Source organism: Sporosarcina sp. JAI121 (genome assembly GCF_013408665.1).
Taxonomy (GTDB): domain Bacteria; phylum Bacillota; class Bacilli; order Bacillales_A; family Planococcaceae; genus Sporosarcina.
The window spans coordinates 761,495-788,202 of sequence record NZ_JACCCL010000001.1 but is presented as its reverse complement, the minus strand read 5'-3'; the positions used below and the strand labels follow the sequence as shown (position 1 = coordinate 788,202).

20 protein-coding genes are annotated in these 26,708 nt (G+C 40.4%); 6 read left to right on the top strand and 14 right to left on the bottom strand.

Annotated elements, in window-relative coordinates:
* Positions 1-148 precede the first annotated feature (148 nt).
* The 8 genes from hpf to flaG form a co-directional block, all read right to left on the bottom strand.
* Complete coding sequence (hpf, locus tag HDC33_RS03640) at positions 149-715, bottom strand: ribosome hibernation-promoting factor, HPF/YfiA family (protein WP_179391150.1); 567 nt, start codon at positions 713-715, stop codon at positions 149-151.
* Between the two features lie 145 nt (positions 716-860).
* On the bottom strand, positions 861-1,229 hold the full coding sequence (locus HDC33_RS03635; protein ID WP_255457361.1) for a PilZ domain-containing protein: 369 nt from the start codon (positions 1,227-1,229) through the stop codon (positions 861-863).
* Positions 1,230-1,293: 64 nt separating this feature from the next.
* Entirely contained in the window at positions 1,294-1,503 is a 210-nt protein-coding gene (locus tag HDC33_RS03630) for a hypothetical protein (protein WP_179391148.1), read from the bottom strand.
* A gap of 226 nt (positions 1,504-1,729) precedes the next feature.
* Positions 1,730-3,196, bottom strand: coding sequence for a methyl-accepting chemotaxis protein (locus tag HDC33_RS03625; protein WP_179391147.1), 1,467 nt, complete (start codon positions 3,194-3,196; stop codon positions 1,730-1,732).
* A 159-nt stretch (positions 3,197-3,355) separates the two neighbouring features.
* Positions 3,356-3,709, bottom strand: coding sequence for a flagellar protein FliT (gene fliT / locus HDC33_RS03620; RefSeq protein ID WP_179391146.1), 354 nt, complete (start codon positions 3,707-3,709; stop codon positions 3,356-3,358).
* Complete coding sequence (fliS, locus tag HDC33_RS03615) at positions 3,706-4,107, bottom strand: flagellar export chaperone FliS (RefSeq protein WP_179391145.1); 402 nt, start codon at positions 4,105-4,107, stop codon at positions 3,706-3,708. The genes fliT and fliS overlap by 4 nt, the downstream gene beginning before the upstream one ends.
* Before the next feature lie 39 nt (positions 4,108-4,146).
* The gene (gene fliD, locus HDC33_RS03610) at positions 4,147-5,655 is read right to left on the bottom strand and encodes a flagellar filament capping protein FliD (protein ID WP_179391144.1); all 1,509 of its coding nucleotides are present in this window, start codon (positions 5,653-5,655) and stop codon (positions 4,147-4,149) included.
* A 17-nt stretch (positions 5,656-5,672) separates the two neighbouring features.
* Entirely contained in the window at positions 5,673-6,041 is a 369-nt protein-coding gene (gene flaG, locus HDC33_RS03605) for a flagellar protein FlaG (protein WP_179391143.1), read from the bottom strand.
* Between the two features lie 341 nt (positions 6,042-6,382).
* Between flaG and HDC33_RS03600 the strand changes: the two genes are divergently transcribed.
* The 3 genes from HDC33_RS03600 to HDC33_RS03590 all read left to right on the top strand — a co-directional run bounded on the left by HDC33_RS03600 (position 6,383) and on the right by HDC33_RS03590 (position 11,956).
* Positions 6,383-8,380, top strand: coding sequence for a methyl-accepting chemotaxis protein (locus HDC33_RS03600; RefSeq protein WP_179391142.1), 1,998 nt, complete (start codon positions 6,383-6,385; stop codon positions 8,378-8,380).
* 301 nt (positions 8,381-8,681) lie between these two features.
* Positions 8,682-9,398, top strand: a complete 717-nt coding sequence (locus HDC33_RS03595; RefSeq protein WP_179391141.1) for a LysM peptidoglycan-binding and 3D domain-containing protein — start codon at positions 8,682-8,684, stop codon at positions 9,396-9,398.
* Between the two features lie 1,592 nt (positions 9,399-10,990).
* Complete coding sequence (locus HDC33_RS03590) at positions 10,991-11,956, top strand: S8 family peptidase (protein WP_179391140.1); 966 nt, start codon at positions 10,991-10,993, stop codon at positions 11,954-11,956.
* A gap of 781 nt (positions 11,957-12,737) precedes the next feature.
* On the opposite strand, the gene HDC33_RS03585 is transcribed toward HDC33_RS03590, so the two are convergent.
* Together HDC33_RS03585 and HDC33_RS03580 are read right to left on the bottom strand one after the other, a co-directional pair.
* A complete protein-coding gene (locus HDC33_RS03585; RefSeq protein ID WP_179391139.1) occupies positions 12,738-13,328 on the bottom strand; it encodes a YiiX/YebB-like N1pC/P60 family cysteine hydrolase in 591 nt (196 codons plus the stop codon).
* Positions 13,329-13,414: 86 nt separating this feature from the next.
* Positions 13,415-15,214 (bottom strand): DNA/RNA non-specific endonuclease, encoded by a 1,800-nt coding sequence (locus tag HDC33_RS03580; RefSeq protein ID WP_179391138.1) that lies wholly within the window; start codon positions 15,212-15,214, stop codon positions 13,415-13,417.
* A 1,371-nt stretch (positions 15,215-16,585) separates the two neighbouring features.
* Between HDC33_RS03580 and HDC33_RS03575 the strand changes: the two genes are divergently transcribed.
* The 3 genes from HDC33_RS03575 to HDC33_RS03565 all read left to right on the top strand — a co-directional run bounded on the left by HDC33_RS03575 (position 16,586) and on the right by HDC33_RS03565 (position 18,982).
* Positions 16,586-17,341 carry an SDR family NAD(P)-dependent oxidoreductase gene (locus HDC33_RS03575; protein ID WP_179391137.1) on the top strand — a complete coding sequence of 252 codons (756 nt, stop codon included), beginning with the start codon at positions 16,586-16,588 and terminating at the stop codon, positions 17,339-17,341.
* A gap of 27 nt (positions 17,342-17,368) precedes the next feature.
* Positions 17,369-17,809 carry a MarR family winged helix-turn-helix transcriptional regulator gene (locus HDC33_RS03570; protein ID WP_179391136.1) on the top strand — a complete coding sequence of 147 codons (441 nt, stop codon included), beginning with the start codon at positions 17,369-17,371 and terminating at the stop codon, positions 17,807-17,809.
* A 330-nt stretch (positions 17,810-18,139) separates the two neighbouring features.
* A complete protein-coding gene (locus HDC33_RS03565) occupies positions 18,140-18,982 on the top strand; it encodes a helix-turn-helix domain-containing protein (protein WP_255457291.1) in 843 nt (280 codons plus the stop codon).
* 1,032 nt (positions 18,983-20,014) lie between these two features.
* Here the strand turns inward: HDC33_RS03565 and HDC33_RS03560 are convergent.
* The 4 genes from HDC33_RS03560 to HDC33_RS03545 form a co-directional block, all read right to left on the bottom strand.
* Positions 20,015-20,692: a flagellin gene (locus HDC33_RS03560; protein ID WP_179391135.1), complete on the bottom strand. Its 678-nt coding sequence runs from the start codon at positions 20,690-20,692 to the stop codon at positions 20,015-20,017.
* A gap of 222 nt (positions 20,693-20,914) precedes the next feature.
* A complete protein-coding gene (locus HDC33_RS03555; RefSeq protein ID WP_179391134.1) occupies positions 20,915-21,286 on the bottom strand; it encodes a flagellin N-terminal helical domain-containing protein in 372 nt (123 codons plus the stop codon).
* Between the two features lie 268 nt (positions 21,287-21,554).
* Entirely contained in the window at positions 21,555-22,232 is a 678-nt protein-coding gene (locus HDC33_RS03550; protein ID WP_179391133.1) for a hypothetical protein, read from the bottom strand.
* A 548-nt stretch (positions 22,233-22,780) separates the two neighbouring features.
* Positions 22,781-26,437 carry a flagellin N-terminal helical domain-containing protein gene (locus HDC33_RS03545; protein WP_179391132.1) on the bottom strand — a complete coding sequence of 1,219 codons (3,657 nt, stop codon included), beginning with the start codon at positions 26,435-26,437 and terminating at the stop codon, positions 22,781-22,783.
* Positions 26,438-26,708: the final 271 nt, after the last annotated feature.

The window sequence follows — 26,708 nt, the reverse complement described above, 5'->3', positions numbered from 1 at the left end:
CGAAACGTAATAGAGAAATATTTTACGGCATACGTGGAAAGCGATATGTACGGTTTCGATTGGACCAATGCACACCAATTCTCTTTTTGTAATAAAAATAAAACCCCTAAGCAGCAATGCCACTTAGAGGTCCCACTCTTCCATCCATTCAGCTTGTTTCGATCACACCGTATTTACCGTCTCTGCGCTTGTAGACGATATTTGTACCGTCGGAATCGGAATCTGTGAAGATGAAGAAACTGTGGCCTAGCATATTCATTTGTAGAATTGCTTCTTCTTGATCCATCGGTTTCAGGTCGAAATTTTTCGTCCTGACGATTGTGAATTCCTGATCTTCTTCAAGAGTGGCATCGCTGTTTTTCTCTTCGCTTTTGTTGACGGATGCGAAGAATGCCGCAACGCCTTCACTTTCACGGAACTTACGGTTCACTTTTGTTTTATATTTACGGATTTGACGCTCAAGCTTGTCAACAATCAAATCGATTGCCGCATATAGATCGTTGTGACGTTCTTCTGCACGGAGTGTCAAGTTTTTCATGGGAATCGTCACTTCCACTTTTGTCTGTTTATCATTGTACACTTTCATATTCACGTTGGCTGTAGCGTTCGTGCCTTCGTTGAAGTATCGTTCAAGTTTTTGCAATTTCTTCTCGACGTGTTCACGAATCGCTGGAGTTACCTCTAGATTTTCACCGCGGATATTAAAGTCAAACATATGAACTCCTCCTTTATTTAACCGATATAGTACACTTCTACATGTTCCCTATAAAGTCCTTCTAAAAACATTTAGAAAATTAAAAAAGGTGTCAAATCGTGACGAAAACGTGGAGAAAAATCTGTTCATCCTTCTTAAATGCGTGTCATGAATCGATTTCGGACTTCCGGCGAAGTTTCAGCTCTTCAACGATCAATTGCTCAATCGCGGCATCTTCATCAAAATCATAGCCATACATATACCCATCACTATATGGCTTCTTCCACACAATTACGCCTTGCAAGTCAATCATTTCTTCGTGCAACGTGAATGTGAGGTGCAGCCGGACGGATTCACCTTCAATCGGTATATTGAAATTCGTGAAAATCTTTGCACCGCCGGGACTGATATCCAAAAGCTTGCAGCCGCCCGGACTCGATTCTTTGGCTGTACCATTTGTAACGACAATGCGGAATTCGGCTTCAAACGGTTTCCCGAATGTGTACCTGAAATATTCAGTCCGTTTATAGAGCATCTTGTCCACTCCGTTCCATCGCACCGCGATCTGTTTCTTCCATTATAGCAGAAACAGGTAGAGTTTAATGAAACTCAGCCAAGCTTTTAGTTCGCTGCATCGTCCTGTCCAGCGTCGTGACGATGTGCTCGTTGTCCGCAACCGTTTCATGGATTGTCGCATTCACTTCTTCCAAAGATGCACTTGATGCCGTCAATAAATCCGCAAATGATCCCGTTGTACGACCGATTTCCGCGGCCTTCCTCGTAATCAATGCCATTTTTTCGTCAAACATCCCGAACTTCCGATGGAGGTCACTCAAAGTGCTGTGCATCTCACCGATTTTCAATTCCGCGTCCGCTGAGTGTCACGAATAGAATGAAGTTCTTATTCGCAATTTCTTGTTGTCAGATCGTTGCTACATTGTTCATTCATATTCCCCTCTCTTGAGAGTTCTATCCAGCTTAATTCCACTCCGCCTTGTAGTAAAAATCGCCCCGAACGTATGGGACGACATAGTTTTACTTTTTAATCTGAGCTGCTTCTTCATGTGTTTCATTAATATAGGCGGCGATTTGCTGTTGTTCTTCTGTCAGTTCTGTCAGCGTCGCATTCAACTCTTCGACAGCAGCTGTGCTCTGCTCGACAATCGCAGCGAATTCCATCGTCCGTTCCCGAATTGACTCGCTATTTTTCGTAATTGCGGAGAAGTCGTGAATGAAAGTCGATAACTCTTTTTGTAGCTTCGCCATCGTTTCAAACAGATCCGCAAAAGACTCACTTGACTTGTCCGCCACCGCGGTCTGCACCGTTACTTGTTTCAATCCATCCCCGAGCTTGCTTACCGCAAGTTCATTGTAATTGTTCACTTCCATTAAGTTTGTATCGATTTTATTCAATGTCTCTTTCGTTAGACCCGCCAATTTCCGAATTTCATCTGCCACGACAGCGAATCCTTTGCCGTGTTCCCCTGCACGCGCCGCTTCAATCGATGCATTCAACGCGAGCAAATTCGTCTGTTCCGTTATCGCTTTAATGGAACTGGCAAACGCATTCGTCTCCTCGATTTTAGTTGAAAGTACGCCAAACGTTTCATGTAAATCAGTAAAAAACGCAGAGAATGAATCAATGCTCTCCTTCAATGTGGAAATATTCACTGTTCCCTCTTCCGCTTTGCGACCCGCTTCGTTCGCCTGAATCACGACAAGACTTAGTTCCTGCGCAATGACTTGGACGGATTCGAATGTCTGTTCCGCATTCTCTGCAATGTCTGAAATATGATCCGCCTGGTGCTGACTGCCAACACTTACTTCGTTGACTGCTGAGAGCATTTCGCGCTGGGAGTTTGCGGAGGTCTCCGTGTTTGAACGAAGATACGCTAGGTTCGATGTAATTTTCGCCACCGCCCCGTCAAGCCGGACAGCAAGTTCCTCTTCTTCACGCGCTTTCAACTCGGTCAGTTCAATAAGCTGTTCCACATGCGTGAACATGCGCCCGTTTTGACGGACTAGAAGGAACAAAATGATTCCCGACAGGAAAAGAAGGATAACAAGATTTTTCCCGCTGCCCGCTACAAGTTCGGGATTTGTAAATAATAGATTGTTCGTTACAATGGCGATCAAACTCAGCACAAAGCCGAATGCCATAATCCGCATCTTCCCGTGAATTGAACTTAAGACTAGTAAAAGGATAATGATACCAATCGTACCAAGATTCGCTTCCGAGAAAAAGATGACGCCCATCGCAATTGCAAAATTTAAAACAATCAAGAGGTATGGAAGGATTCGTGATAGTACTTCAACTTTACGACTAATAAAATAGAAAAGAATGGCGAATGCGAATGGAATCGAAACGGATAAAAGGATAGCTATCGACGACTGCTGAATAAGTTGTGCAGTCAAGCCGAGTCCCGCCGCAAGCACAAATCCAAGCGCCATTATTTGATTCTTCCGAAGCCAATCTTCTCGCTTCAATTGGTTAATATTCATCATAAGCCACTCCTTTGGTATCCAACTTTCAAAATAACTCTATAAATCGCTCTATGTAAAATGTATCATTAATGAATGACCATTCACACGGGTATAATTAACTAATTTTTCATTCAACAAAAAATCCCGGCCAGAGATTTGTCTCCAACCGGGCGATCATTACTGCTTTGTATCGTAAAACGTACCATCACGCGCTACATTACTGTAAGGATTGACGTAGTTTTTCATCGTGTCTTTTTTCGCTTGCGCTTCGGTAATATCCATGCGGATCAACTTTGTGAATAAAGCGAGTTGCTTCTGTACATCCGCTTCCATTGCAACAAGTTCCTTGCCGAAAGCTTTTTCTTCAACCGTGAATGGACCCGCAATATGCGGTTGCAGCTTATCGCGGTCATCGAGATATCCTTCGATTCCAGCAATTGTCCCATCACGTGAATCATCTGCCGTTTCACGCGCCAATGCCAGCAACTTTTCAGTCACGTCGCGCCAAGCAATCAGTGCAGGCCGAATCATATTTCATCAACATTCGCATATTGTTTCTGGCGGTTAATCTGGATGACCTGCTTCCATGTATCACGGAACTCCGTAATGATAGCGGATGCTTCATCGAACATTGCACTGTCGTTTTTAATATTGCCGTCTATCAGTCTGCTGTTAGCGAATTCGTAGAGTACAAGCATATTTTGGGAAACTGGATATGTCTTATCAAGTGTCAGCATTAGCTCCGAAATGATGGCCTGCGCTTTTTGGACAGATTTGTTCTTCTCCTCGATATTCCCTGTTTCCATTGCCCTCTTCGCCTGCAGAATGAATTTCAGGCAACCGTTGTAGAGCATAAGCGTCAGTTCACCCGGCGTGGACGTATTTACGGAGTTGTTCTGATAGGTTGCGTAAGGATTGTTGATAGCCATTTATATTCGATCTCCTTCTATATGTAACTGGTGATGTTATCAGTTGCTGAATGCGTTCATAAGGCTGACCGACTGTGAGTTTGCACGATTGATAGCCGTTTCCATCGCCGTGAACTGTTTCCAATAACGGCTTTCCATCGTTTTCAGTCGCGCTTCAAAACGTTCAATCTGGTTGTTCATGTCTTTCAATGAGCGTCCGAGTGAAAACGTATCGTTTACAGCCCCCGCTTTTCCCGCTCTCTGGGCAATGGATTTTTGGGTGTTGTCGATAATGGTCCGTAGGCGACGTGCAAAACCTTCATTTTCTACTTTATCGCCTATTTTAGTTCCCTCTTTCGCGAACATTTCATGCACTTTGTTCGGATCCTCACTGATTGCCTTTTTCAATTCTTCTTCATTAATGACAAGTTTGCCATTCGCCAAATAGTCGTTTGAAGTTGAAATACCAAGGCTTTTCAATGTCTTCTCATCTACTGTCCCCATAAGAGCTGTCCGCATTTGCGTCAGCATACTGGAAATGGTGGAGTCATTACGCAGCGTACCGCTTTTCGCTTTTTCTTCCCACATTTCAATGTCTTTTTCTTTCATATCTTTTTTCTGTTCAGCTGAAAGCGGCTGAAAATCACGGAATTTCGGTTCACGAATTTGCTTGTTCAAGTCTTCGATAAGTTTGTTGTACTCGTCGACGTATTTTACGACGGAGTCGAAGATTTTATTGGTGTCGGGGGCAGAACTGAATGATACGGTTTTACCGTTTGCAATAACATTTTTCTCTGCATCAAGTGGTGCCGTGACCTGCTTTAATGAAAATTCAAAACCATTGATTTGGAATGTATTGGATGAACGCTGAGTTCGTAGACCGTTGAATGTGATATCCGAGTTTTGACCACCAATTTTAGTACCGTCGTTCAACCCTAAAGAACTACCGAGTTCGCCATCAACTTTAATATTCCCTTCTCCACTATTTTTAGCAGTCATTGCAATTTTACCGGTGTGTGAATCATAAAACGCAGTTACCCCAGTTTCTTTATTTATTCTATCTAAAACGTTTTTCAATGTATCGGTTTCTTTGAATTCTAACTCTTTTGCATCTGTTGTCATTTTGCCACTTGCATCAATCGCATTAATCGTTATCTTTGTACCGGTAATTCCCAGGTCTTTTAATGTAGAGTTTTCAGATGTCCCCTTAATTAACCGATTTAATCCAGTACCTGGCTCAGTACTTTGTAAAGTCGCACTCTTTGCCAATTGATGAATCTGAATCGTCCCCGAAAAATCACTAGTAGAACCCATATTCCTAATCGCTACATCATTCGGTGATGAAACATTAACCGTCTTCGCTGAAAAAGTATTCGACAGAATCATCGTGTCAAACGTATTTTTACTGAAATCAAACAGTTGCCGATTTATCGCTCGGTAATCATCCAACTGCCATTCCAAGTATTGTTTTTTCTGTGTGATTTTATCGAGCGGGATACGATGTGCATTCATCAGATCTTTGACCATCGACTCCGTATCCATACCTGATGCTAGTCCACTAATTCGCATTATACTTCACGCCTTCCTTATACTTTCCGATCAACCAGCAAGCCTACGAATTCACGCATGGCCGCATGGGTATCCAATAATTTTTTGGATGGGATTTCACGGATGACCTCGTCCGTATTTGAATCGATGATTGTTACATAATATTCATTGAGTTTTTCATGAAATTTGAAACGCAATTGTGTATTTGAGCTTTCTAAAAAGGTGTTCATGCTATCCGTCACTTGCTTCGCTTTGTCGGCGGGCAACTGTTTTTCATTGTCAGGTTGTTGTAGTGTTTTTTCTTGGATTACTGGTGCTTGTGCCGCTTCGATATTCAATTCCGGAGTTTTTTTATCAATTGGAGTACTAATTTGTTGTGTAGATCCACCATCCATACGACTTACCATTCCCCAGCCCCCCTGCAATAAATAACATTCATTACCGGTTATATCGGTTATCCGATATGGAAGTTAAGTGGATTGGCAATAAAAAGTAGCAGGCTATCTTTTCTCGTACAACGAGATTAGTGTTGAAAGTTTCGGAATTATTATTTTCAGCTAAACAAATAGCGAATTTGACCGATGACTATCTAGTATAAGTTGAACTAAAGAATTCCTTTATAACCGCTTCGGCGCTTTTCGGATGGCTCCGGCTACCCCACTAAGACGCCTTCGCTAAGTTAATGCACGTATTCAGATATTCAACATATACGGCAATGAGTAATTTAAAATAGAGGAGAATGTGCCACATGTTCAGATCCATCAAAACTAAAATCATCGTTACGGTTATGGTGTTATTCCTTATTGGGATATCAGTCATGACCGCAATCAGCAGTACGCAAGTGAAGAGTAGAACGGAAGAAAGTGTCGTAGAATCGAGCGGCGCACTTGTTAATGAAATGGGTTATGCGATTGAGAACTTCCTCGGTCAATATGAGAAAGGTCTAATACAAATGTCCACTTCACCGACCGTGATTGGATTTACCAATTCAGTTGAAGATGATGCAGCAGTCACCCTGCCGGCCTCACTCGAAACGGAATTAGGAAACTTCATCGATACTTACGAAGATTCATCTTCCATCTATTATTCACTTTCGAATAAACATACGACCATTATACCATCAGCAGAGTTAGGGGCAGATTTCGATCCGACGTCACGAGACTGGTATATAAATGCCGCTTCAAATCCGGACGCCGTTCAATGGACGGAGCCCTATATCGATCAAGCAACGGGAGAATTTGTTATTACTGCTTCTAAAGCTGTGATAACGAATGGGAAACTTATCGGTGTAGTCGGGCTTGATATCCAACTTACCGCATTAACAGAAAAAATTTCTTCAAGCGAAATCGGATACAGTGGATACCCGGTTTTATTCGATACAGCAGGTACTGCGATTGCCCATCCCACATTGCACGGGGAAAACCTCATGGACTTGCCTTTCATCGCGGATATGTACAATGAAGGCAAAGAACAAGACGCGATTCACTATGAATATGAAGGCATCAAGAAAGTGAATATCTATTCCACAATACCGAAATTCGGTTGGAAGATCGGCGCAATCTATGATGAAAAAAATATTAATGCACTGGCGAACGACTTGCGCAACTCGATGCTAGTGGTCGCACTCGCTACGCTTCTCGTCATTTTCATAGCACTCTATTTCATAATCAGCCGTACCATCAAACCAATTAGTAAATTGAATTCACTAATGGATTCCGTTTCAAAAGGTGATTTGACGGTTCATTCCGATATTAAAACGAACGATGAAATTAGTGAACTTGGCGATAATTTCAATACGATGATCAGCAATATGAACGAAATCATCACAGTCGTCAACGGCTCCGCGTCGAACGTCCGGGCAAGTTCCGAAAGTTTAAGCGCGGTTGCGGAAGAAACGAATGCATCGAGCGAAGAAGTCGCACATGCGGTCACTGAAATCGCACACGGCGCTTCCAGGTCAGCTGAAGATGCAGAAATCGTAACGGAAAGAGCCGATCTTTTAGGTCAGCAAATTAACGAAATCACGACGAAAGCTGGCGTTATGTCCGACATCGCTACAAAAGCGGGAGAAATGAACTCCAACGGACAAGGACAGATGCAAGAACTGAAACTCTCCTTCCATGACTGGGAAACGAATTTAGAGTCCATGTCTGCAGTGATCGGAACGCTTGAGGATAAAGTGAAAGCAATCGGCGGTGTCATGGAAACGATCACCCAGATTTCATCTCAAACGAACTTGCTTGCGCTGAATGCCAGCATCGAAGCAGCACGTGCAGGCGAACACGGCAAAGGATTCGCGGTCGTTGCGGATGAAGTGAGGAAACTCGCTGAACAATCGGCTCGTTCAACAGAAGAAGTGAAAGTGACCGTCCAGGAACTGCAAAAAGAATCCAGACTTGTCTCAGAACAAATGAATGAAACGCGGGAAAACTTCCATCGTCAAGGAACAGTCGTCACCGACACCGAAATCACTTTTGGAGAAATCTCGACGTTGATGTCCGACATGCAGGATTCCATCGACGCGGTATACGAAGAAATCCAGAAAGTCGCGACTCATAAAGACGACGTCGCTGAAACGATCCAAACGATGGCGGCGACTTCGCAAGAAACAGCCGCTGCATGCGAAGAAGTAAGTGCTTCAACAGACGAGCAGCTTCGTGCGATTCAATCCGTTACGGAAGCAGCGGAGACGTTGACAGAGTTGAGTGAGGAATTGAGTTTGGCAGTTAATCGATTTAAAGTATAAGTATTGAAAAAACCGCTTAGGATAAATTGTCCTGAGCGGTTTTTTGATTGGTTTTCATTATATAAAATAGATTCATTCCGGACTTTCCTCAATTAAGTCTCCCATCGCCCTCTTGCCCACAGTCTGTAAAAACAGCGTAATAATAGGTGTAGCTACTCTACATTACTAAACATTTCACACTCTTAAACTATAATAGTATCATGTCACACAATTGATATCCTCTGCACACATCCCTGCAACTGTAATGAAATCTTCGGGTGTTATGCTATTGCAGGTTAGTGAAAAGGAGGAAATTCATCATATGAAAAAACAAATCGTAACTCTAGCAGCTGCAGTGGTATTATCGGTAGGAATGGCAAGTCAGGCAGCCGCATCTAGCGTTCATACCGTACAATCTGGAGACACATTATGGTCTATTTCAAGTGCCAATAATGTTAGCGTAGAAGATTTACAAGCGTGGAACGACTTGGATTCTACTCTTATCTATCCTTCCCAAACTCTTAAAATAGATAATAAAGTTTCAGGATATGTTGTTGTAAAAGGCGATACACTTTCCAAAATCGCTCAGAAACATAACATTTCAGTGAATGAATTAAAAAAACGGAATAACATTTCAGGTGATTTAATCCATCCTGGAGACCATTTAGTCGTGCAAGGATCAACAGCGGCTTCAACGCCGGCACCTACTAAAACAGTAGCAAAAGCATCTGTTCCTACTGCGTCTGCAGTAAATGAAATGTCAGTGAAAGCAACAGCGTATACGGCATTTTGCGAAGGATGTTCGGGCGTGACGGCGACGGGGATTGACTTGCGTTCAAATCCTGATCAAAAAGTCATCGCGGTTGACCCATCAGTAATTCCACTTGGTTCACGCGTATGGGTTGAAGGGTACGGTGAGGCTATTGCAGGAGACGTCGGCAGTGCTATTATCGGAAAGAGCATTGATGTCTTCATTCCAAATGAACAAGCAGCCCTTAATTGGGGGAACAAAACGGTTAAGATCAAGATATTAAATTAATAGGGTTGATAAAAGGTGAGCCTCGTGCTCACCTTTTTTTATAAAATGTGTCAATTTCATAATAGATGATTTTGAATTAGTATCCGAGCAAGGTTGATTTCCACTCCAGGCGGGCGCTTTCCGCGGGCACGGCTTCAATCTCCTCGTCACTGCGTTCCTGCGGGGCTTTCAGCTCGCGCTGTTCCCGCTGGAGTCGCCGCCTTCCGTTCCAATCAACGGAATTCTTCCATACAAACGAGTAATTGATTACAGAAATTCATTAATGTTCGTGCTTTCAATTAAAATAAGCAATTATAAAATTGACTCATCTAGAAACATAACATTCAAGAAATCAAAAAATCGTTCTGGGCAATTAAATGTCCAGAATGATTTTTTATTTACATTGCTCTCTGTATTGGATTTCCATTTCACAGTGAACAACTATCAGATAGATGTATTGTATGTAGGTCAGCTGTCTTTTTCTTATTAAGAAAGAAGTAACTGCCCCCCCATCGGCAGAAGTGTGGACAATTACTTCTTCTTTTTCATACAACAATTTTCACCGTCGTACGATGTACAAAATCGATTATGATTTTGTAGTTACAGTCTACCATTATAGGACTGAATGTTCAAACACTTGGTTCTTTTTCATTACTTGGTGAACTAGTAATAGAAGTGCGACGCTTCATTTTAAATAAGTCTTCCATTCAAGTTGTCTTCTTTCTTGGTCAATGAGATAACAAAACTTGCTTCAATTCTTTTTTATTAGTTCGTGCTTATTGGACCTGCTATGAGTCAACATGTTTGTAACACTCATTTATATAAGTAGCATGTCCTATTAAATGAAACCTTTCTTTTATTATCTATCCCCCACAATAGTGAATAAGCGCTAGAGTGGCTCCCTCTTTACTAAGTCTTCTGAATCTATTCTTCAAATTATTCAAAATTAATTGGACTGAATAGTCAAATAATGGTACAATTTATAATAGAAACAACCCAAATAAAAGATGTATCTTCTCTTACAGTGTGTAAGAATTAATTCTCCCAAATCTCTCCTCTCTCCCATGATAATTTCATATATACATAACGGTTCACATACAAACAATTGAATATATTTTTTAATTGTTTTTTTACATTTCTAGAATGACAACATACTTTTAGTTTAGTCATAAGAAAGGTATGACATACATGTGGACACTTTCAAATGAAAGGAGGTGAAAAACAGTGACAACATTCGAAATACTAAGCTTACTCATTTCACTTTCCGGTGGATGGATTGCTTTTATGTCGGTGTCGTTGTCAGCCATCATTTTCTTATCGCGAAAGAAGTAATAGCCCCCCTAACGGCAGAAGTGTGGACAATTACTTCTTCAATTTCTATTCTAGACCAACTGGTTTTTCAGCTCGGCAATTAACACCGTCGGCAATAATTAGGACTGTTTTTCTACTCAATCAGTCCTAATTATTACAAGTCATTTTTTTCATTATATGCAACATGTACTGCTAATAGAAACAAATCCTTCCCCTAGTAGTCGCTAGACGCAAAAAACCTTTTAATTCGTTTTCTGAGTCCATTATGCAAATATCCAATACTATTAATAGGAGGTTTAAAAATGGAGAACTATGCTCATGTAATTCCATACGAAGTGATTCTACAAGTAGCAGATGCCAATGAAATTCCTGCGGGTGTAAAATTAATTCAAGCACCTAGTGTTTGGAACAAAACAAAAGGAAAAGGTATTACGGTAGCGGTCTTGGATACAGGATGCGATAGTAAACACTCCGATTTACAAGAACAGATTGTAGGTGGTCGGAACTTTACGGACGATGATGGTTACAATCCTGATATATTCCAAGATTACAATGGACATGGAACCCACGTAGCCGGGACGATTGCCGCCCGGCAGAACGATAACGGTGTAATCGGAGTTGCCCCTGAAGCGAGTTTACTCATTGTAAAAGTATTGAATAAAAATGGCTCAGGGCAATATGACTGGATTATTAAAGGAATCAATTATGCTATCGAACAAAAAGCCGATATCATCTCCATGTCACTGGGAGGCCCGAATGATTTGCCGGAACTTTATCAAGCGATCAAAAAAGCGATTGCTAATAATATCCTTGTCGTTTGTGCGGCTGGAAATGAGGGGGACGGCGACGATTCAACCGACGAATTCGCCTATCCAGGTTGTTACAACGAAGTCATTAGTGTAGGTGCGATTAACTTGGAGCGACGCTCGTCCGATTTCACCAACTCTCACAATGAGATTGATTTGGTTGCCCCTGGAGAAAAAATTATTTCTACGTATCTAAACGGAAAGTATGCAACGTTGAGTGGAACTTCGATGGCTGCACCTCATGTTTCGGGCGCACTTGCTCTTATAAAAGATTTGACCAACAACAGTTTCGGTCGTCAACTTTCAGAGTCGGAGCTGTTTGCCCAATTAATTAAAAGAACCGTACCGCTTGGATTTTCACCGAAACTGGAAGGTAACGGACTCATTTATTTAACAGTCCTCGAACATTTGACGAATGTATTTGAGCAGGAAAATAGAATGTTGGTTTTGAATGCACAATGATGTGAATAAAATATCTAACCGAATTCAATCTATCAGAAAATAAAAAGAGCCGCACAGGAAAAGTTGATTCCTTGTGCGGCTCTTTTTATTTGAATTTCTGAATACCTCTATTAACTGAACGTAGGCGCCTTAAAAGGATAACCGAAGCCATAAGCCTATTACACAGCTGATAGGCTTACGGGAAGCCCCTGAAAAGTCTACAATTGTAGATTGGACTAAGAATTCTCCCTAATACACGCTACGGCGCTTTGTGGATGCCTCCCGCGATAAGCCGGGCGGAAAATCACCGCCAGTCTTATCGCTTCGGCTACCACATGAAAGGCGCCTTCGCTGGTTTTATCCAAGAATGTCGGGATTGTTGTAGACACAGAGTGAATTCGTAATTATAGACTGGACTTAGCATTGTCCATAATACATGCTTCTCCTTATATCCGGATTCTTCTCACGATATACGCGTTCACTGAAAAACGGACGTAATTGATCTATCTAAGCAAATCCGAAATTAAAAAGGCGATATTTCTGTTCGATTCTGAACGAAATATCGCCTTCTATCTTTAAACCTGTATCGATGAATCAGGAACATCCATATATCTTATACAAACCAGCGTAGGCGCCTTACAGGGGTAGCCGAAGTCATAAGACTGACGACGAAGTTGTCTGGCTTATGGCGGGAGGCATCCCCAAGCGCCGAAGCGATTATTACAGGGAATGCCTATTTCACTCTAAAATAATGGACACCGGGTAGCCGGAGATATATGACTGATTGGAGAGGTGTACGATTTCATGGAGTAACTTCGAACAATGGTTTGACGTTTGGATCTGCAGCTATATGTTCCGGGAAAATAAACCCCATTGGGTCACGTGAAAGTTCTATTTCCAGTTGCTTGAAGCATTCATCAACGAATTCAGAACACATATACTCAAAATCATCACTATGTCTCCCGATCCCTAAACTTATGCGTGCAACAATCTTGGCTATCTCGTCTTTGTCATAATTTCGATTCAGCAAATCAATCGCTTTCCCACACATACTCTTTATTTTTTCCTTATCAAAACCAGGACTGTCAACCACTTCATGTCGAGCTATATACATTTCTCCATTATACTTTTCCATACTATTTTCATAATTATAAAGGTAATGAGATAGTGGAACCACCCTGATCCCGTCGTCTTCCACACTCTCCAATACAAGTACATGTTCATTCCAATAGACCAACATAGCCACATGACTAAATTCAGAGTTTGACAGTCTTTTTATCATCTCACTCACTAGATAACGGCCGCTACAGAATAGAAGATCTCCTGTCTTGATCTTACTTTTTGCTTGCTCATAAGACATTTTACTTATTCCATTAAATTTAGTAGTTCCCATAATACTGTTTATCGCCCCTTCCATAACAGGGATTGCGTAGAATCAGTGACGGGATTGCATACAACTAAAGGAACAATGGCTACATTTCAGAGTGTAATATCCCTGGGTGAATCAATGACGTGTCCTGTTGTCGATTCTAATTGATTGAGAGGATCATGATTACGTAACTCTTCAAAATCAAGACCTGTAATCGCTTCAATTTTTGAAATGGGCACTTGATACGTTTTATATTCACCGTAAACAAATTCCAAATCATCAATCAGATTTTTTTGTGTCTGCAAATAAGCGGTTGCAGATAAGTTTCCATCTTTCTTTACAATGACAGCTATTTTCCAAAACTCTGCCGGTATCTGAACGCCCCGGTAGATAACGTCATCCATCCGAAAAACAGGTCCAGTGAACACGGTCACTTTAAGATTCGCGATTTCGGCATTGTCTAAAATATAATTCTCCAGATCCAGCCAGCTTTTTTGATTCAACTTGTCATGCTGGGGCGCACAATTTGTAAAATGGAACGTATCCTTATTCGCCTTTTCCGCCGAATCCCCCCAAACAGGATCAAGCCGGCGGACCAGATGTCCACGGTCAAGCGAATTATTTTTATATAATTCAGGATCGCACTGGTACTCTGTTTCGATTCGGGAATCGAGGTACCATTTGTCATTACGGCCAATCTTCATCAATTGATTGCCATCAATATTCACCACCGTATAATAGGCTAAACGACGTGACTTGCTCATGACAATTGAAAAATGCGTATAATGGAGCACATTACTACCGTCCTTTAACAAGGCAATATCCTGTTCAAGATCGGACTGGAATTTCGGATGAGCAACTTCATAGTCTTTACCAAGAAATCGAGTGTCATAACCGGTCGCCCCTTCATACCACGAACCGCTTAACTCCTCCACGACCATCTCTTCATCAGTATGATCGAGAACTCCCCACTCTTTCACAATGTCAGTCAGCAACAACTTTTGATCATCACTGAAGTTGGCACCTTGCTTCACGACAAACTGGATAATACTGCTGATGCGAATCCCTTCATTGGCAATAAATTCAGTCCGGTTCTTCGGATCTGGAACGCCTGCATGATGGAGGGAAATTACAATCCATTCGTCATTATAGACAGGTGAACCCGAAGATCCGGGCATCGTATCCGTTGAGTAGTGAATATAATCGTCAAATACATCCATAATTTGATTTTCTCTGATCGCTACGGCTTTCGGTGCCCCTGAAGGATGTTGAATAATCGATACACATTCACCAACCAACCCTTTGCCCGTTTGTGGGATTAGAGGCAAGAACCCAAAATCACTTACATTTGTGCCATCAGCAGACACTTCCTCTATCGCAACTAGCGTGAAATCAAGCTTCTGATCCGTTATAAATAAACGCTCGGGTGTTAAACGGAAGGTCTTAATCGGACGCTCCTTTAAGTCAAGACCAACTTCATAATTGAATTGAGCGACACTGAACTGGGCCGTATCGAATTTCTCCAAAACATGATTATTAGTAAGCAATAAAGAAGGTGAAACTAGAAAACCTGTAGCATGTCCGAGAACTCTGCCGATTCGATCACGGATTTCGATTCTGCAAACTGGATTGGCTGCTTGTAGACCTGCTTCAAGATAAGAAATGGGAAATAAATCATCTCGACCAATAATACGCTCGATTGCAAGTCCATCACGTGGATCAATAATCGCTTTACGGAGTGCGACCCGCTCTGGCGTATCCACTTCCATAGGGCTTTTCGTTTGCAGTTCACCAGCAATTCGTTCACGCTCACTGGAACGAGTGATGTAACGCTGTAAAGCATGTTGTTGTTGCAAATCAACAAGATCCATCGTATGACTTTGATACTTATCAAATTGTTTACTAGACATGATTCCCCTCCTTACTATAGTTGTAAGTATTGAATTTTTCTTGACTAGATTAATTGGAATAAAGATTTCCTATCAATACGCTTCGGCGCTTCGGGGATGCCTTCCGCCATAAGCCTGACCGCTTCGCTATCAGTCTTACAGCTCCGGCTACCCCTTGAAAGGCGCCTGCGCTCGATTTATATAGCATATTTCAATATTAAACTTTTATATTGCTTAATTTACTTCAGAAGCGTTTTCTGTCGTAAAGATCGTTCGCATAAATTCATACTGTTCCAATAATTCTAACACCATTGCTGTTTTCTTGTAAGTTACTAAGTAAGGATAATTGAAAGGGTTTTTTTAACAAAAAATATTTCTATTATGACTTTAGCCATTCAAAACCAGTTTTCATTGCTTGATTTCTGGTCCTTATGAAAGACAGAGACAAAGTTAAAGCCTGTACATGAACCAATTAGCTTGAGGTCTTCTAAAAATAAAAATCGACCCGGACACTTCTGTGCCAAGGTCGATTTTTATTTTTACAGTGAACAATTATAATTCCCTGCTATTCCCTGTAGAAATTATACATATCGCTAATTGGTCATACATATACATTGTTAAGGGGCTATCTCTATAATTTTTTCACTTTAAATACAGCAACTTGGCTTCAGCTCTTTTGCGAAAATCTCATTCCAAGTTTTTGGGCATTCCCAAATGATCGGAGGTGAAAACCAATGACAACATACGAAATACTAAGCCTACTCATTTCACTATCTGGAGGGTGGATTGCTTTTATGTCGGTGTCGTTGTCAGTTATCATTTTTTTAGCAAGAAAGAAGTAACGGCCCCTTCCTTCGGCGGAAGTGTGGACGGCAATTACCTCTTCCTTCTTGGTCAAAACCTTTTTTAACCCAACTAGTTAACCTGTTGTACGTCAAACACAATCAGCCATATCTTTGTCTGGCGGCTGATTATTGTAGGACTGAGTGCTCAAACGCCCAGTCCTTTTTTATTGTATGTCGAGTTTATTATAATATGATTAATAGGCGGCGGAAGTGCAACCCCGTTCCTTACATATATTTACCTATCTGGATTCCCCCATCCTTAGTCACTGATTTAAGTTCAAAATTGTGTAATTAGGACTTTCCCAGACTCACTATGTAACTAGCATTCACTTATTGTATGTAGCAAGGACTACTAATAGAAATAAATCTATTAAAATCTTTCTTATGACAATGACTAAGTGCGTTGTGATAGTAAGTGTAGAATTTTGCAAATGTAATCTATTTGCTACCTACTTTTCTTCGCATCGAATCACGTGCTACAAAGTTGATTCAATTGGTATACTGTTATATAGTTTAACTGTAAACTATATTCAAGGAGATGTTTTGAATGAATAAATTACAAGATAAAGTAGTCATTATTACGGGCGGCGCTGGCGGTATCGGCAGTGGTATTGCGAAAGCGATGGTAAAAGAAGGTGCAATCGTGGCGATTGTAGATTTAAATGAAGTAACCGGAAAAACAATGGAAAAAGAACTGCAGGTTGTTTCTCCGAAGTCCATGTTCCTTCAAGCCAACTTGATGGATCGCGAAAATCTTGGACAAATCATTAATACGGTTGTTGAAAAATACGGTAAACTGGACGTATTGGTAAACAATGCACACGCTTCAAAACAAGCGACACTGGAAGAAACAACTCAAGCAGATTTAGATTTATCATTCGGCACCGGATTTTACCCGACATTCTATTTAATGCAAGCCGCACTTCCCCACTTAAAAGAATCAAAAGGAAATGTGATAAACTTCGCTTCCGGTGCAGGGCTTGCCGGTCATGAAACACAAGGCGCTTATGCGGCTGCGAAAGAAGCGATCCGCGGTATTTCACGAGTAGCTGCAAATGAATGGGGCCGTTTCGGTATTAACGTAAACTTAATAAGCCCGATCGCCAACTCACCGGGTGTGCAGGCGTGGGCAAAAGCGCAACCTGAATACTACGAAACAGTTAAAAGCAAAATTCCGATGGGACGTTTTGGTGACGTCGAAGAGGATATTGGACGAGTGGCGGTCTTCCTAGCTTCCGAAGACTCACGCTATATTACAGGACAAACAATCATGGTTGACGGCGGCTCCATTATGCTTCGTTAATAGTCCATGTTTTCTAGGAGGATTTATTTGAAACAAAAAAATATTTTTAAACTGATTCATGCTGTTGAGCAGATGAATAATGAAAACATTATGCAATTCACGAAAGCATTTCAATATCCCCTCGGTATTTCACCGATTTTAGTATTAAGTGAATTACATACCAAGGGACCACAAAAGCAGGCAGAGTTAGCAGAAACGATCGGTTATACGAAAGGTGCCATGACGAGTATTTCGGAGAAGCTTGTGAAGCTGGGGCTTGCAGAAAGATTGTATGACGAAAATGATCGTCGAACCATTCAGTTAAAAATAACCGATGCAGGTGAAAAAGCACTACAGGAAGCACAAGCAATCGGTCAAGACGTTTTCATGCAGCTTTTTGAAGTGTTAAATGAAGATGAAATAAATCACTATTTGCAGATTCAAGAGAAGTTAGTGCAAGGGATTCAGGATAGGAAAAACAAACGATGAAAGTGGAATAGAGCAGGTAAAATGAGGACCCCTAAATTCAGGGATCCTCATTTTTTGTTCATTTAAATACCACTTTTGGATGGTGGTCCATGTAATGCATATCGAATGCAGATGAGAAGTCTTCTATAAAAGTATCCATTGCAAAATACTTGCTAGAACATGACATACAATTGATTATTTCACTACTATATTTTTGAATGATTACATGAGTCCAGGCAACCAAATTTTTATTTGCTTGCCTGTAGCTGATAAAATCAAAAATCCTTTTCCACAAAAATGTCTCCTAAACCCCACTTTTCTTCTATATAAAGAATAAAGGGGATATGATCAATGACAACTTACCTATCCGAATACGCACACTTCAAAAACAAACACGATTTAGACGCAGCAACAAGACAACATATACTCGCGTATTGGAACGAGATGAACCAAACAGAGCGGGCTGTTCTTGAAATGATTCGTCGCTACTCCGTTAAATACGGTGCTGCACATTTGAAACACGAAACCTTCGTAAAGGCCATCAAGAAATCTAATGCAACTGTACGACGCGCAATACGCAAATTAGTAAAGCTCGAAATTATCGAACGCATTCACTATATTCGTCCCGTCAAGAGCGGTCTAGGCGCTAACATTTATGTCATTCAACCTACTAATGACCAGTCGAAATTGAACAGGCCGAAGAATGATGAAAAGCCTTCTGCCAGTAGGGCGGAACCCGCTAAACCGCAAACTGAAACTTGTCTTTCTAAAGCGATAAATAATAAAAATCTTAAAAGAACGTCTCCTCCGAAAATTGTGCCTACTACACTTTTCGGTAAGATGAAATCTCTTCTTTCTTCAGCGATTGGTGAAAGTAAATTAGCACGAATCTTTTACGGCGTTTACAGGAAAGAGTCCCTGCAAATGCTGAAATTCAGCATCCATGAAGACAAAGGAGGTTTGTTCAAGCAATTGGCTAAGCAAGCACTACGTATTCCGATTCAAACAACCAAACTGAAAAAGTCCGGAATCTGCCCGGCTATTATTCAGGCGGCTTGCGCGAACTCATCAACAAGGCTTTATTCAGCGAGGCTTTCATGGATTATGACGTGCCATTTGAGGGTTTTTTCTATCAACACGAGGAAAGTGCCGGATGGGCATAAGCAGGGTTACAAAACATATGAACAGTGGTAAAACAAAGAGTTCCCATTTTGGTCTACCGATACGAATAAAAGTGCGATTCGTAGTTTGGAAGATAGCTGCAATATCAGGCGGTGCAACATGCACCATCCATGACGGTAGATTCACCCCAAGAGGAAGTGCAGATTGCCCCGTCTACAGAGGGCAAAATGCCCTTAGCAATAACCTAAGAGTTTAAAAGAATTAAAAAAGACATTGTCGAGAACGATCTCGACGTTGTGTATGTCCTAGAGTATTTAAATGACAAAACAAACAAGTAATTTAAAGCGTCCGCCAAGCCGACAGCACGGTTGGTGAAGGGGTGTTTCAGTGAAGGGCACGTTAGCTGATTGCAAAATGGTCATTGACACGAAAGCGAAAGAATGGCTGGATAGTTTCTTGCACAGGCAAGCAACAAATTAACGAGGAAATGAGATTGCAACAGACCCATCAACACACGACTAACAAACACTTAACAACTAACAAGAATGTTAGAACTTAAAGAAAAGTAATAGTCGTAAAAACATTCATGACGAATGATCTATTTTTTCAATTCTCCTTTTCGAACGAGTGGAGTGGATGATTGAATTGGTCACTGATTTGAGTAACTAGTCACATCAACATACTTTTGAATGCCCAGTCATCCCCTTACCAGCATCCATTAGGCGAAATTGGAATTATGATAATACCAAGCATCAAAAGTTTATGTATTTGAAAAACGCGATCAGATATTCTAGATCGCGTTTGGAAATATAGCATAAAGACCGGGCTCGTTGTTTATCGGCTTACTCGTATGTGGACAACCCATTTTTGAATTAAAGTCGGACAAAGTATTGTGGTTTCTGTCCTAAAATAATTTGCATTGTGAGTTACCACTATCAATTAAATATTCAAGTAACGTGCGTAAAGCGTAAGCAGCATCTTATCATAACCTGTTTCTTTCGAAAGGAGTTTTATGACTTGCCCAAACACCAGAAATCCAACACCCACGCTTGGCAATTGGCTTGTATATGTATCCATTTCAGGAAACCGAATATGTTCTACCAACTATTTCAGCAACTGTAAAATCGAATGTGTAATTTGATTTGCTTGTGCCGACATAGCTTGCGATGCCTGTAAGATTACCTGATTTTTGGTTAACTCAGTAATTTCTTTCGACATATCCAAATCTCTTACTTGTGATTCTGATGCGGTTAGATTCATTTTGTAATTCGATACATTATTTCCAATGTGCTCTAAAGCATTCTGATAAGCACCATACTTCGTTCTGTCCGAAGACACTAGTTGAATGGCTTTATCGATTAATGTGATAGCATGATTGGCGTTACCGTGTGATAAGACGTTTAAATCAACAATCCCTAAAGAAGCAGTTCGTGCGTCGGTTAAGTCAATTGAAAATGTATTCCCCTCATTCGCACCCACTTGTAATTTTAGGGTTGGTTCAGCTTTGATTGTTTCGGTGGTTATTGTCGGTTCCTCACTATACATTAAGTAATTAGATTTGATACTGAATGTTGAAGGACCTACTCCTCCATCATGCCGAATTTCGATGTACCATTTCCCACTAATCGGATTTGCAAATGTCATTTCTTCATCCGTTGAACCCCAGCCTGTGTATGTAGCTTTTGTTGATGACTGATTTGAAGTATCCTCTTGAAAGGACCCTGTATTTAAAATACTTTCGCCAAATCCAAACCATTCGCCATTTGGACTTTTTATATTCATATCAGGCCATACACTTCCCGATAATGTGCCGAAAAAGGATTTTACGGTTAAAGTACTTGGATTTGGAGGATTGGGAACTTCAATATATCCCCCAGCGACTCTTTGCTTTTCGTTAACTGTTACAATTTTTTCAGTGGTGCCGATATGTTCAATTTCTTCGATTGAACCTTCGTCAGGAACATTTAATAGTTTTATCTTATTAAATTCCGTGTCATTTGCAATTTAATCAATGCCATTTAAAATTTGGTTTATCTCCTGTTGAATAACTTGTCTATCCGTAGTGGTCAATGAATCATTTGCGGCTTGTACAGATAGCTCTCTCAATCGTACTAAATAAGGATTTGCAATTTCGCCCAACGCCGCCTCCGCGGTTTGTATAAGCGAAATACCATGCTGAATATTTTGTTCTGCTTGATCTAATCCTCGGATTTGTCCTCTCATCTTTTCGGATATTGCTAAACCGGCAGAATCGTCGGCTGCTTTATTAATCCGTAAACCGGAAGATAACTTTGACAATCCGCCATTGACCTGTCTATTGATGTTCTCCATTTTATTCAAAACGTTCAATCCGCTTATATTACGATTAATTCTCAAGGATAATCCTCCTACGAACGGGCTTTTTATAAAGTATATAACATCTAACAAAAATTAATGATTGGTGTATGTAAAAATAATGACGAACAATCCACACATCTGAATAAATATTAAAAAGAACTTCAGACATTCATATAGATGTCCGATTTCCTTTTCAATGTTATACAATCACTATGTATTTTCTGAATAGTCTAGCGGAAAGATACACGAAACTTAGTCTCAACAGTAACAAAATTTCTGAAGTAATAACTTTCCTCAATTTATTAAGTTAAGCTTTCACCCGGTAATCCGGATTAGATTGTGTCCATCCTCCATCCGTATGTACTGATGTATCCCCATCACCATCAACCCAAATCTGATCTCCGTTCGGTAAAATCCTCCAATGTGGCTCAACATGATGGCTATTTGGATTGTCTATCAACGTTACATCGCTTTCCGTCGTTGGTAAACCTGCATTTGCTGTTATATTTGCGGAGTGGTCAGAACTAACAGCTGGCGATTCACCATCAGCCCCATCTATTAAATCAATAACTCCAAATGACAATACACCTACGACTCCAAATTTCACTAATCCTTTGGCACCGTCCTTCAGACGGTCCGTGTCCCCATCCACAACTCCTCCTACAACATTTGCACCATTTTCTACCACGTTACAAATTGTGTGACCAGCTGCTTTTGCAGTATCCCCAACAGCCTTGCCCATATCACTCAATCCGGCATTTAACTGGTCCTCGTCTTGAGTAATTATTCCTGCCGCAACATCCCATGTGCCGCTAGCCGCTTCTCCAAGCTTATCACCAGCAAATGAAGATGCTTTTTTAATGCCATCCCCAATTTCCTCGATAAATTCACTTCCCGTTATTTCACCTATTACATTTACCGTACCGCCTACAACTCCTCCTGCCACATCCCCTACAAATGAACCTAATTCCTTCAAAAACCCCATCTTTTCACCCCATCTAAATTAATAAGTAAATGTACCTAACTTTGTTATCGGCTAAAGATAAGGGATTTTGAGTGGAAACTGAAAGATTTCTTTTAATTGGAATACTGACATTGGATTAGTGCTCATTTTGGATAAATAAAGAAATGTTAATAGTAACATAGCATCCGTTTCCACCACCGTTTAAGTCTAGATAATTGTGCCGGTGTCTGTGTGGAAGAAACAAAGACAAAAAATCAGACACCCGTTAAGATGTCTGATTATCATTTTATATAAATATAATTGTAGTATATTTTTTAATAGAGGTCTTGTACAATTACCTGTTACTTATGTCTAGGTAGGTAGATAAATTAACAATTAATGGTACACCCTGTTGTAAACCTTTGAGTCAAATTCTCCCCATAGGTTTTTGTTCTTGATTTGATGTTTTCTAAATCATAACAACATACAAAAATTGTCTCCCTGCGTTATATGATGCCCGTCGCAAGTCTATGAATCCAGTCAGTCACTAACATTTTCACGTTTGGACGAGTGACTGTCCCTCCAACAAGCTATTTAAGCAATTCTAACACTCCTTGGGGATTTGCATTTGCTTTTGATAATACAAGCTGACTGGATTGGAGCAAGATATCTGTTTTAACTTTCTGCATTAATTCTTTCGCAATGTCAGTGTCACGGATTTGGGATTCACTTTTTACTAGGTTTTCAGCTGTTTGACGTGCAATATTCATCGAATGACCTAGTCGATTTGTAAATGCTCCAATTCGTGACCGTTCACTGCTTATCTTGCCAAGTGCGGAGTCCAATCTTTGGAGGGCTTTTATGGCTCTCTCAGGGTTATCGATCATAATCGTGTTGATACGAAGTAACTTTGCTGACATACGGACTTTCTCCATCTTAATGGAATCGCCTGCATTTGCTCCTACTTGGAAGTTCCATGCCGGATCATTACCCCTTGTATCCATTTTGAAAAACAGTGTTCCTCGAGCATTTCCACGGATACCATCAATCGAAATTTGTCCCGATTCCTTACTACTCAATTTAAGATGACCTTCAAAATAGGATGCAACAACATGTGCTTTTGCATTATCTAATCTAGTATTCAGTAAGTCTAGTAGTGTCTCAGCATCATAATTACCCGGAGGCAGGACAATCTTCTTTTCCACATTATCAACATCAAAGATAAATGTGTCATTCTTTCCTTCTTCAATAACTGCCCCACTAGTTAAATCTGTTACGCCAATTGTGTAGGTAGGTGCGGGCTCACCCTGCGCTTGGTAGAAAAAAGTGTATGCCGCATTCCCACGGATTCCGTCAATCATATAACTCCCCGCATCATTCCGACCATCATCTTGACGATTCACTTTAAATACAAGTTTATCCGAATCACTTATATTTGTACCGCTGTCGATACCACCAATTTGCGCCTTAATAAGATCAGGGTAATGCCCCATCCCCTTTAACTCCACTGAAAGTGAATGGTTCAATTCATTTATTAGTTCTGTGCCGTTATACTTTCCAGCAGATAATTTCAACTCCAACGTTTGCTTTGCACCATTAACATGGAAGTCTATCAGTAATCTATCATTGACATGTGGATGGATAATGAATTCTTTGTCACCTAACAGACCTTCTCGTCCAGCGATGTACGTGGTTGACTCAATTGTCGTTCCTTTACTAACAGCGTAGGGCTCTACCGTTGTTTCTCGTCTTCTAAATAATTCATCAAATAAATTACCGGCCAAGTTGCCGACTATATATTCGCTACCAGGTTCACGTGCACTAAGTGAAATTGATCCATTTTTCATTTCCACTTCGATAGTATCAGAGGTTAGACCCTTTTCTACCAATGCATTATTGATATTGATTTCCAATTGTGCAACTAATAATTCCGGTTTTGCATAAATCCCTGTTAGAAGCTGGACTGAGATATCATGACTATCCCCTTCATGAGAGTAACTAAGCGTTAAGAGGCTATTTGTTTCATCAATGACGTAATCATCAGGTATTTTGTATATGCCTTGAACTGTTGAATGTGTCACAGAACCAGTTGCTGTAACCGTTGTAGGAAGCGTTTCATATCTCTTCCCCATGACTATATCATGCGAACTACCACCGAAAGAATCGATAACCTGATCTTTCCCACTATTTTCTGTTTCCAATTCAAGTACATCGCCAGTCCCTACTTTTGCAATCAATCCCAAATTCGAGAAAATTGATTCATGAGCCACAAGAAAATCAGATGCTTTTGTATAGTTTCCTTGGAGCAGCAGTATTTCCTTCTTTTCCCCATTTAGATTAAATGTCATCTTATTATTTTCACCCGTGATGATAATTCCTGTTAATGATGATTTTCCTGTTGCCGTTGCGGGTGTATATTTGTACGTTGGCGGTTCTGCAATTCCTTCAGGTGGCCTTATCTCAATTTCCGTTCCTCGTTTAACGGTAGGCTCAGTAATCGTAATACCTTTCATCAAGGTTGGAAACATAGAGGATGCAGAATCTAATGTAAAACTACCTGTTCCGGTAGTGGTATGACTTACAACAATTGCTGACATTCCAGCTACAGTGGATGAAGACAATGTAAATTCTAGAGATAAACCTTCTTCTGTTGCTTGTTTATTCAAAGCAATTATAAGTTCATCCTTTGAATACTTTTTTTCATCAAGAATTAATTCAAAATCTATGTCATCTACTTTTCCAGTTAGTACGTTATTTCCTATATCCAGCATTATTGAATCACTTAATCCATAATTCCCCCGCAAACTGGCGTTAATTTCCGCCCCTTTGGTAGTACTAATAGTTTGATATGTCGTTGAATGACGTACAAAGAGGTCCTCAAAAGCGGATGATTGTTTATCTACGATGGCTTCACTTTGTGAACCAAAATAATCACTTCTGATTTCTAGTTTAGTTGAATTAATCCTAGCGGTTGCATTAATACCGTTCTTTTCAAATTCCGCATTGATCGTTTGAACGATTTCTTCTGCGGAAAGTTTTCTTTCAGAATCACTTGGCTTTAAAAACTGTACATCCACTTTTTTACCTTCTATATATATAAGTAACTGGTCATTGACGCCATGTTGCATAGCAATTCCACTTGTAACATCTGCATATCCATTTACAACGGCTTGATGTTTATAAATCGATCCTTTTTTACGGTTATCATATAAAACTGATGTTACGTCATCGACTTCTATCATATTGCCGCCAAGTCCAGTTATCACGTATTTATTTGAAACTAAAGAGATTCGTTCATTACCAAAAGCCATTGCTTTAACATCAGTTTCACCCTTAGATTGAAGTTGATTGTTTATCTCGTTAATTGTCTCTTCTCTTGAATAATCACCGGGTGGAAACTTTATTGTATATTCTCGGTCGCTCCCAACAAAAAATGTAAGCTTGTCACTTTTGTCGGTTATACTCTTCACTGTACCTCCTTCTTTAAATTCTGTAACACCTATAATCATACCTGGAGGGTTTCCGGGAGTGTACTCATAAAATAAGAAAGAACCCCCCCCTTTTATGTAATCAATCGATTTATTATTTTCCGCTTGTATCGATATTGTCCTATTTTCGGTCACATGAACAATAAGGTTAGGGTCTATTTTCATCAATTCATTATCCAGGAAATCTGCTAACACTTCAATTGGATCGTATTCCCCCTCGGCTATTGTCAATCTACGAGAAACGCCATCTATTACAATCTCTAAATCATTATTGTAACCGTCAATTACGTGAACTGCCCCGTTAAAGAAATGGTTGCCTTCGATTTGGCTGAACTGCGCTTCATGCATATCAACGACAGGCATACCACTCCACTGAGCCCGATTTGGAGAACGATTGATGGCTAACTGTAATTGTCGAAACTCCTGTTGAATTGTAGCACGATCGGAATCATTCAATGTGTCATTTAGCGATTGAATTGTCAATTCACGCATACGTTGTATAAGATCTGTAACTCCTCCAAGTACACTTTCCGCGGTCCCTATAAGTGACACTGCATCCTGTGTATTTCGGTCTGCTTGAACAAGCCCACGAATTTGTGCACGCATTCCTTCACTTATGGATAAGCCTGCTGCATCATCCGCCGCTTTATTTATTGACATACCCGAGCTAAGTTTTTTCATACTGTCCGCGTTACTTTTTAACGTCCTATTTATATCGTTCAACGCTCGAAGTGAGAGAATGTTATGATTAATCTTCAATTGAAACCTCTTCTTTCAATATGTTTTATATTCCGATGAAATGATACTATCCATGACTACTACAGTTTCAAAGATTTTTTCTGATTCATTTTTTGATTGTTCCAATAACTATCTCGAAGAAAAAATATTTACCAAATGAATTCATGAATTCAATCAATTTATTATCGATAATTTATCTTAATGAAAATCCTATTTTTCTGCTCTATGATAATCAAAGGAAAAATTTCCATTCCAGACTTATATCGGTCGTAATTTCTGATTATTAAATGGC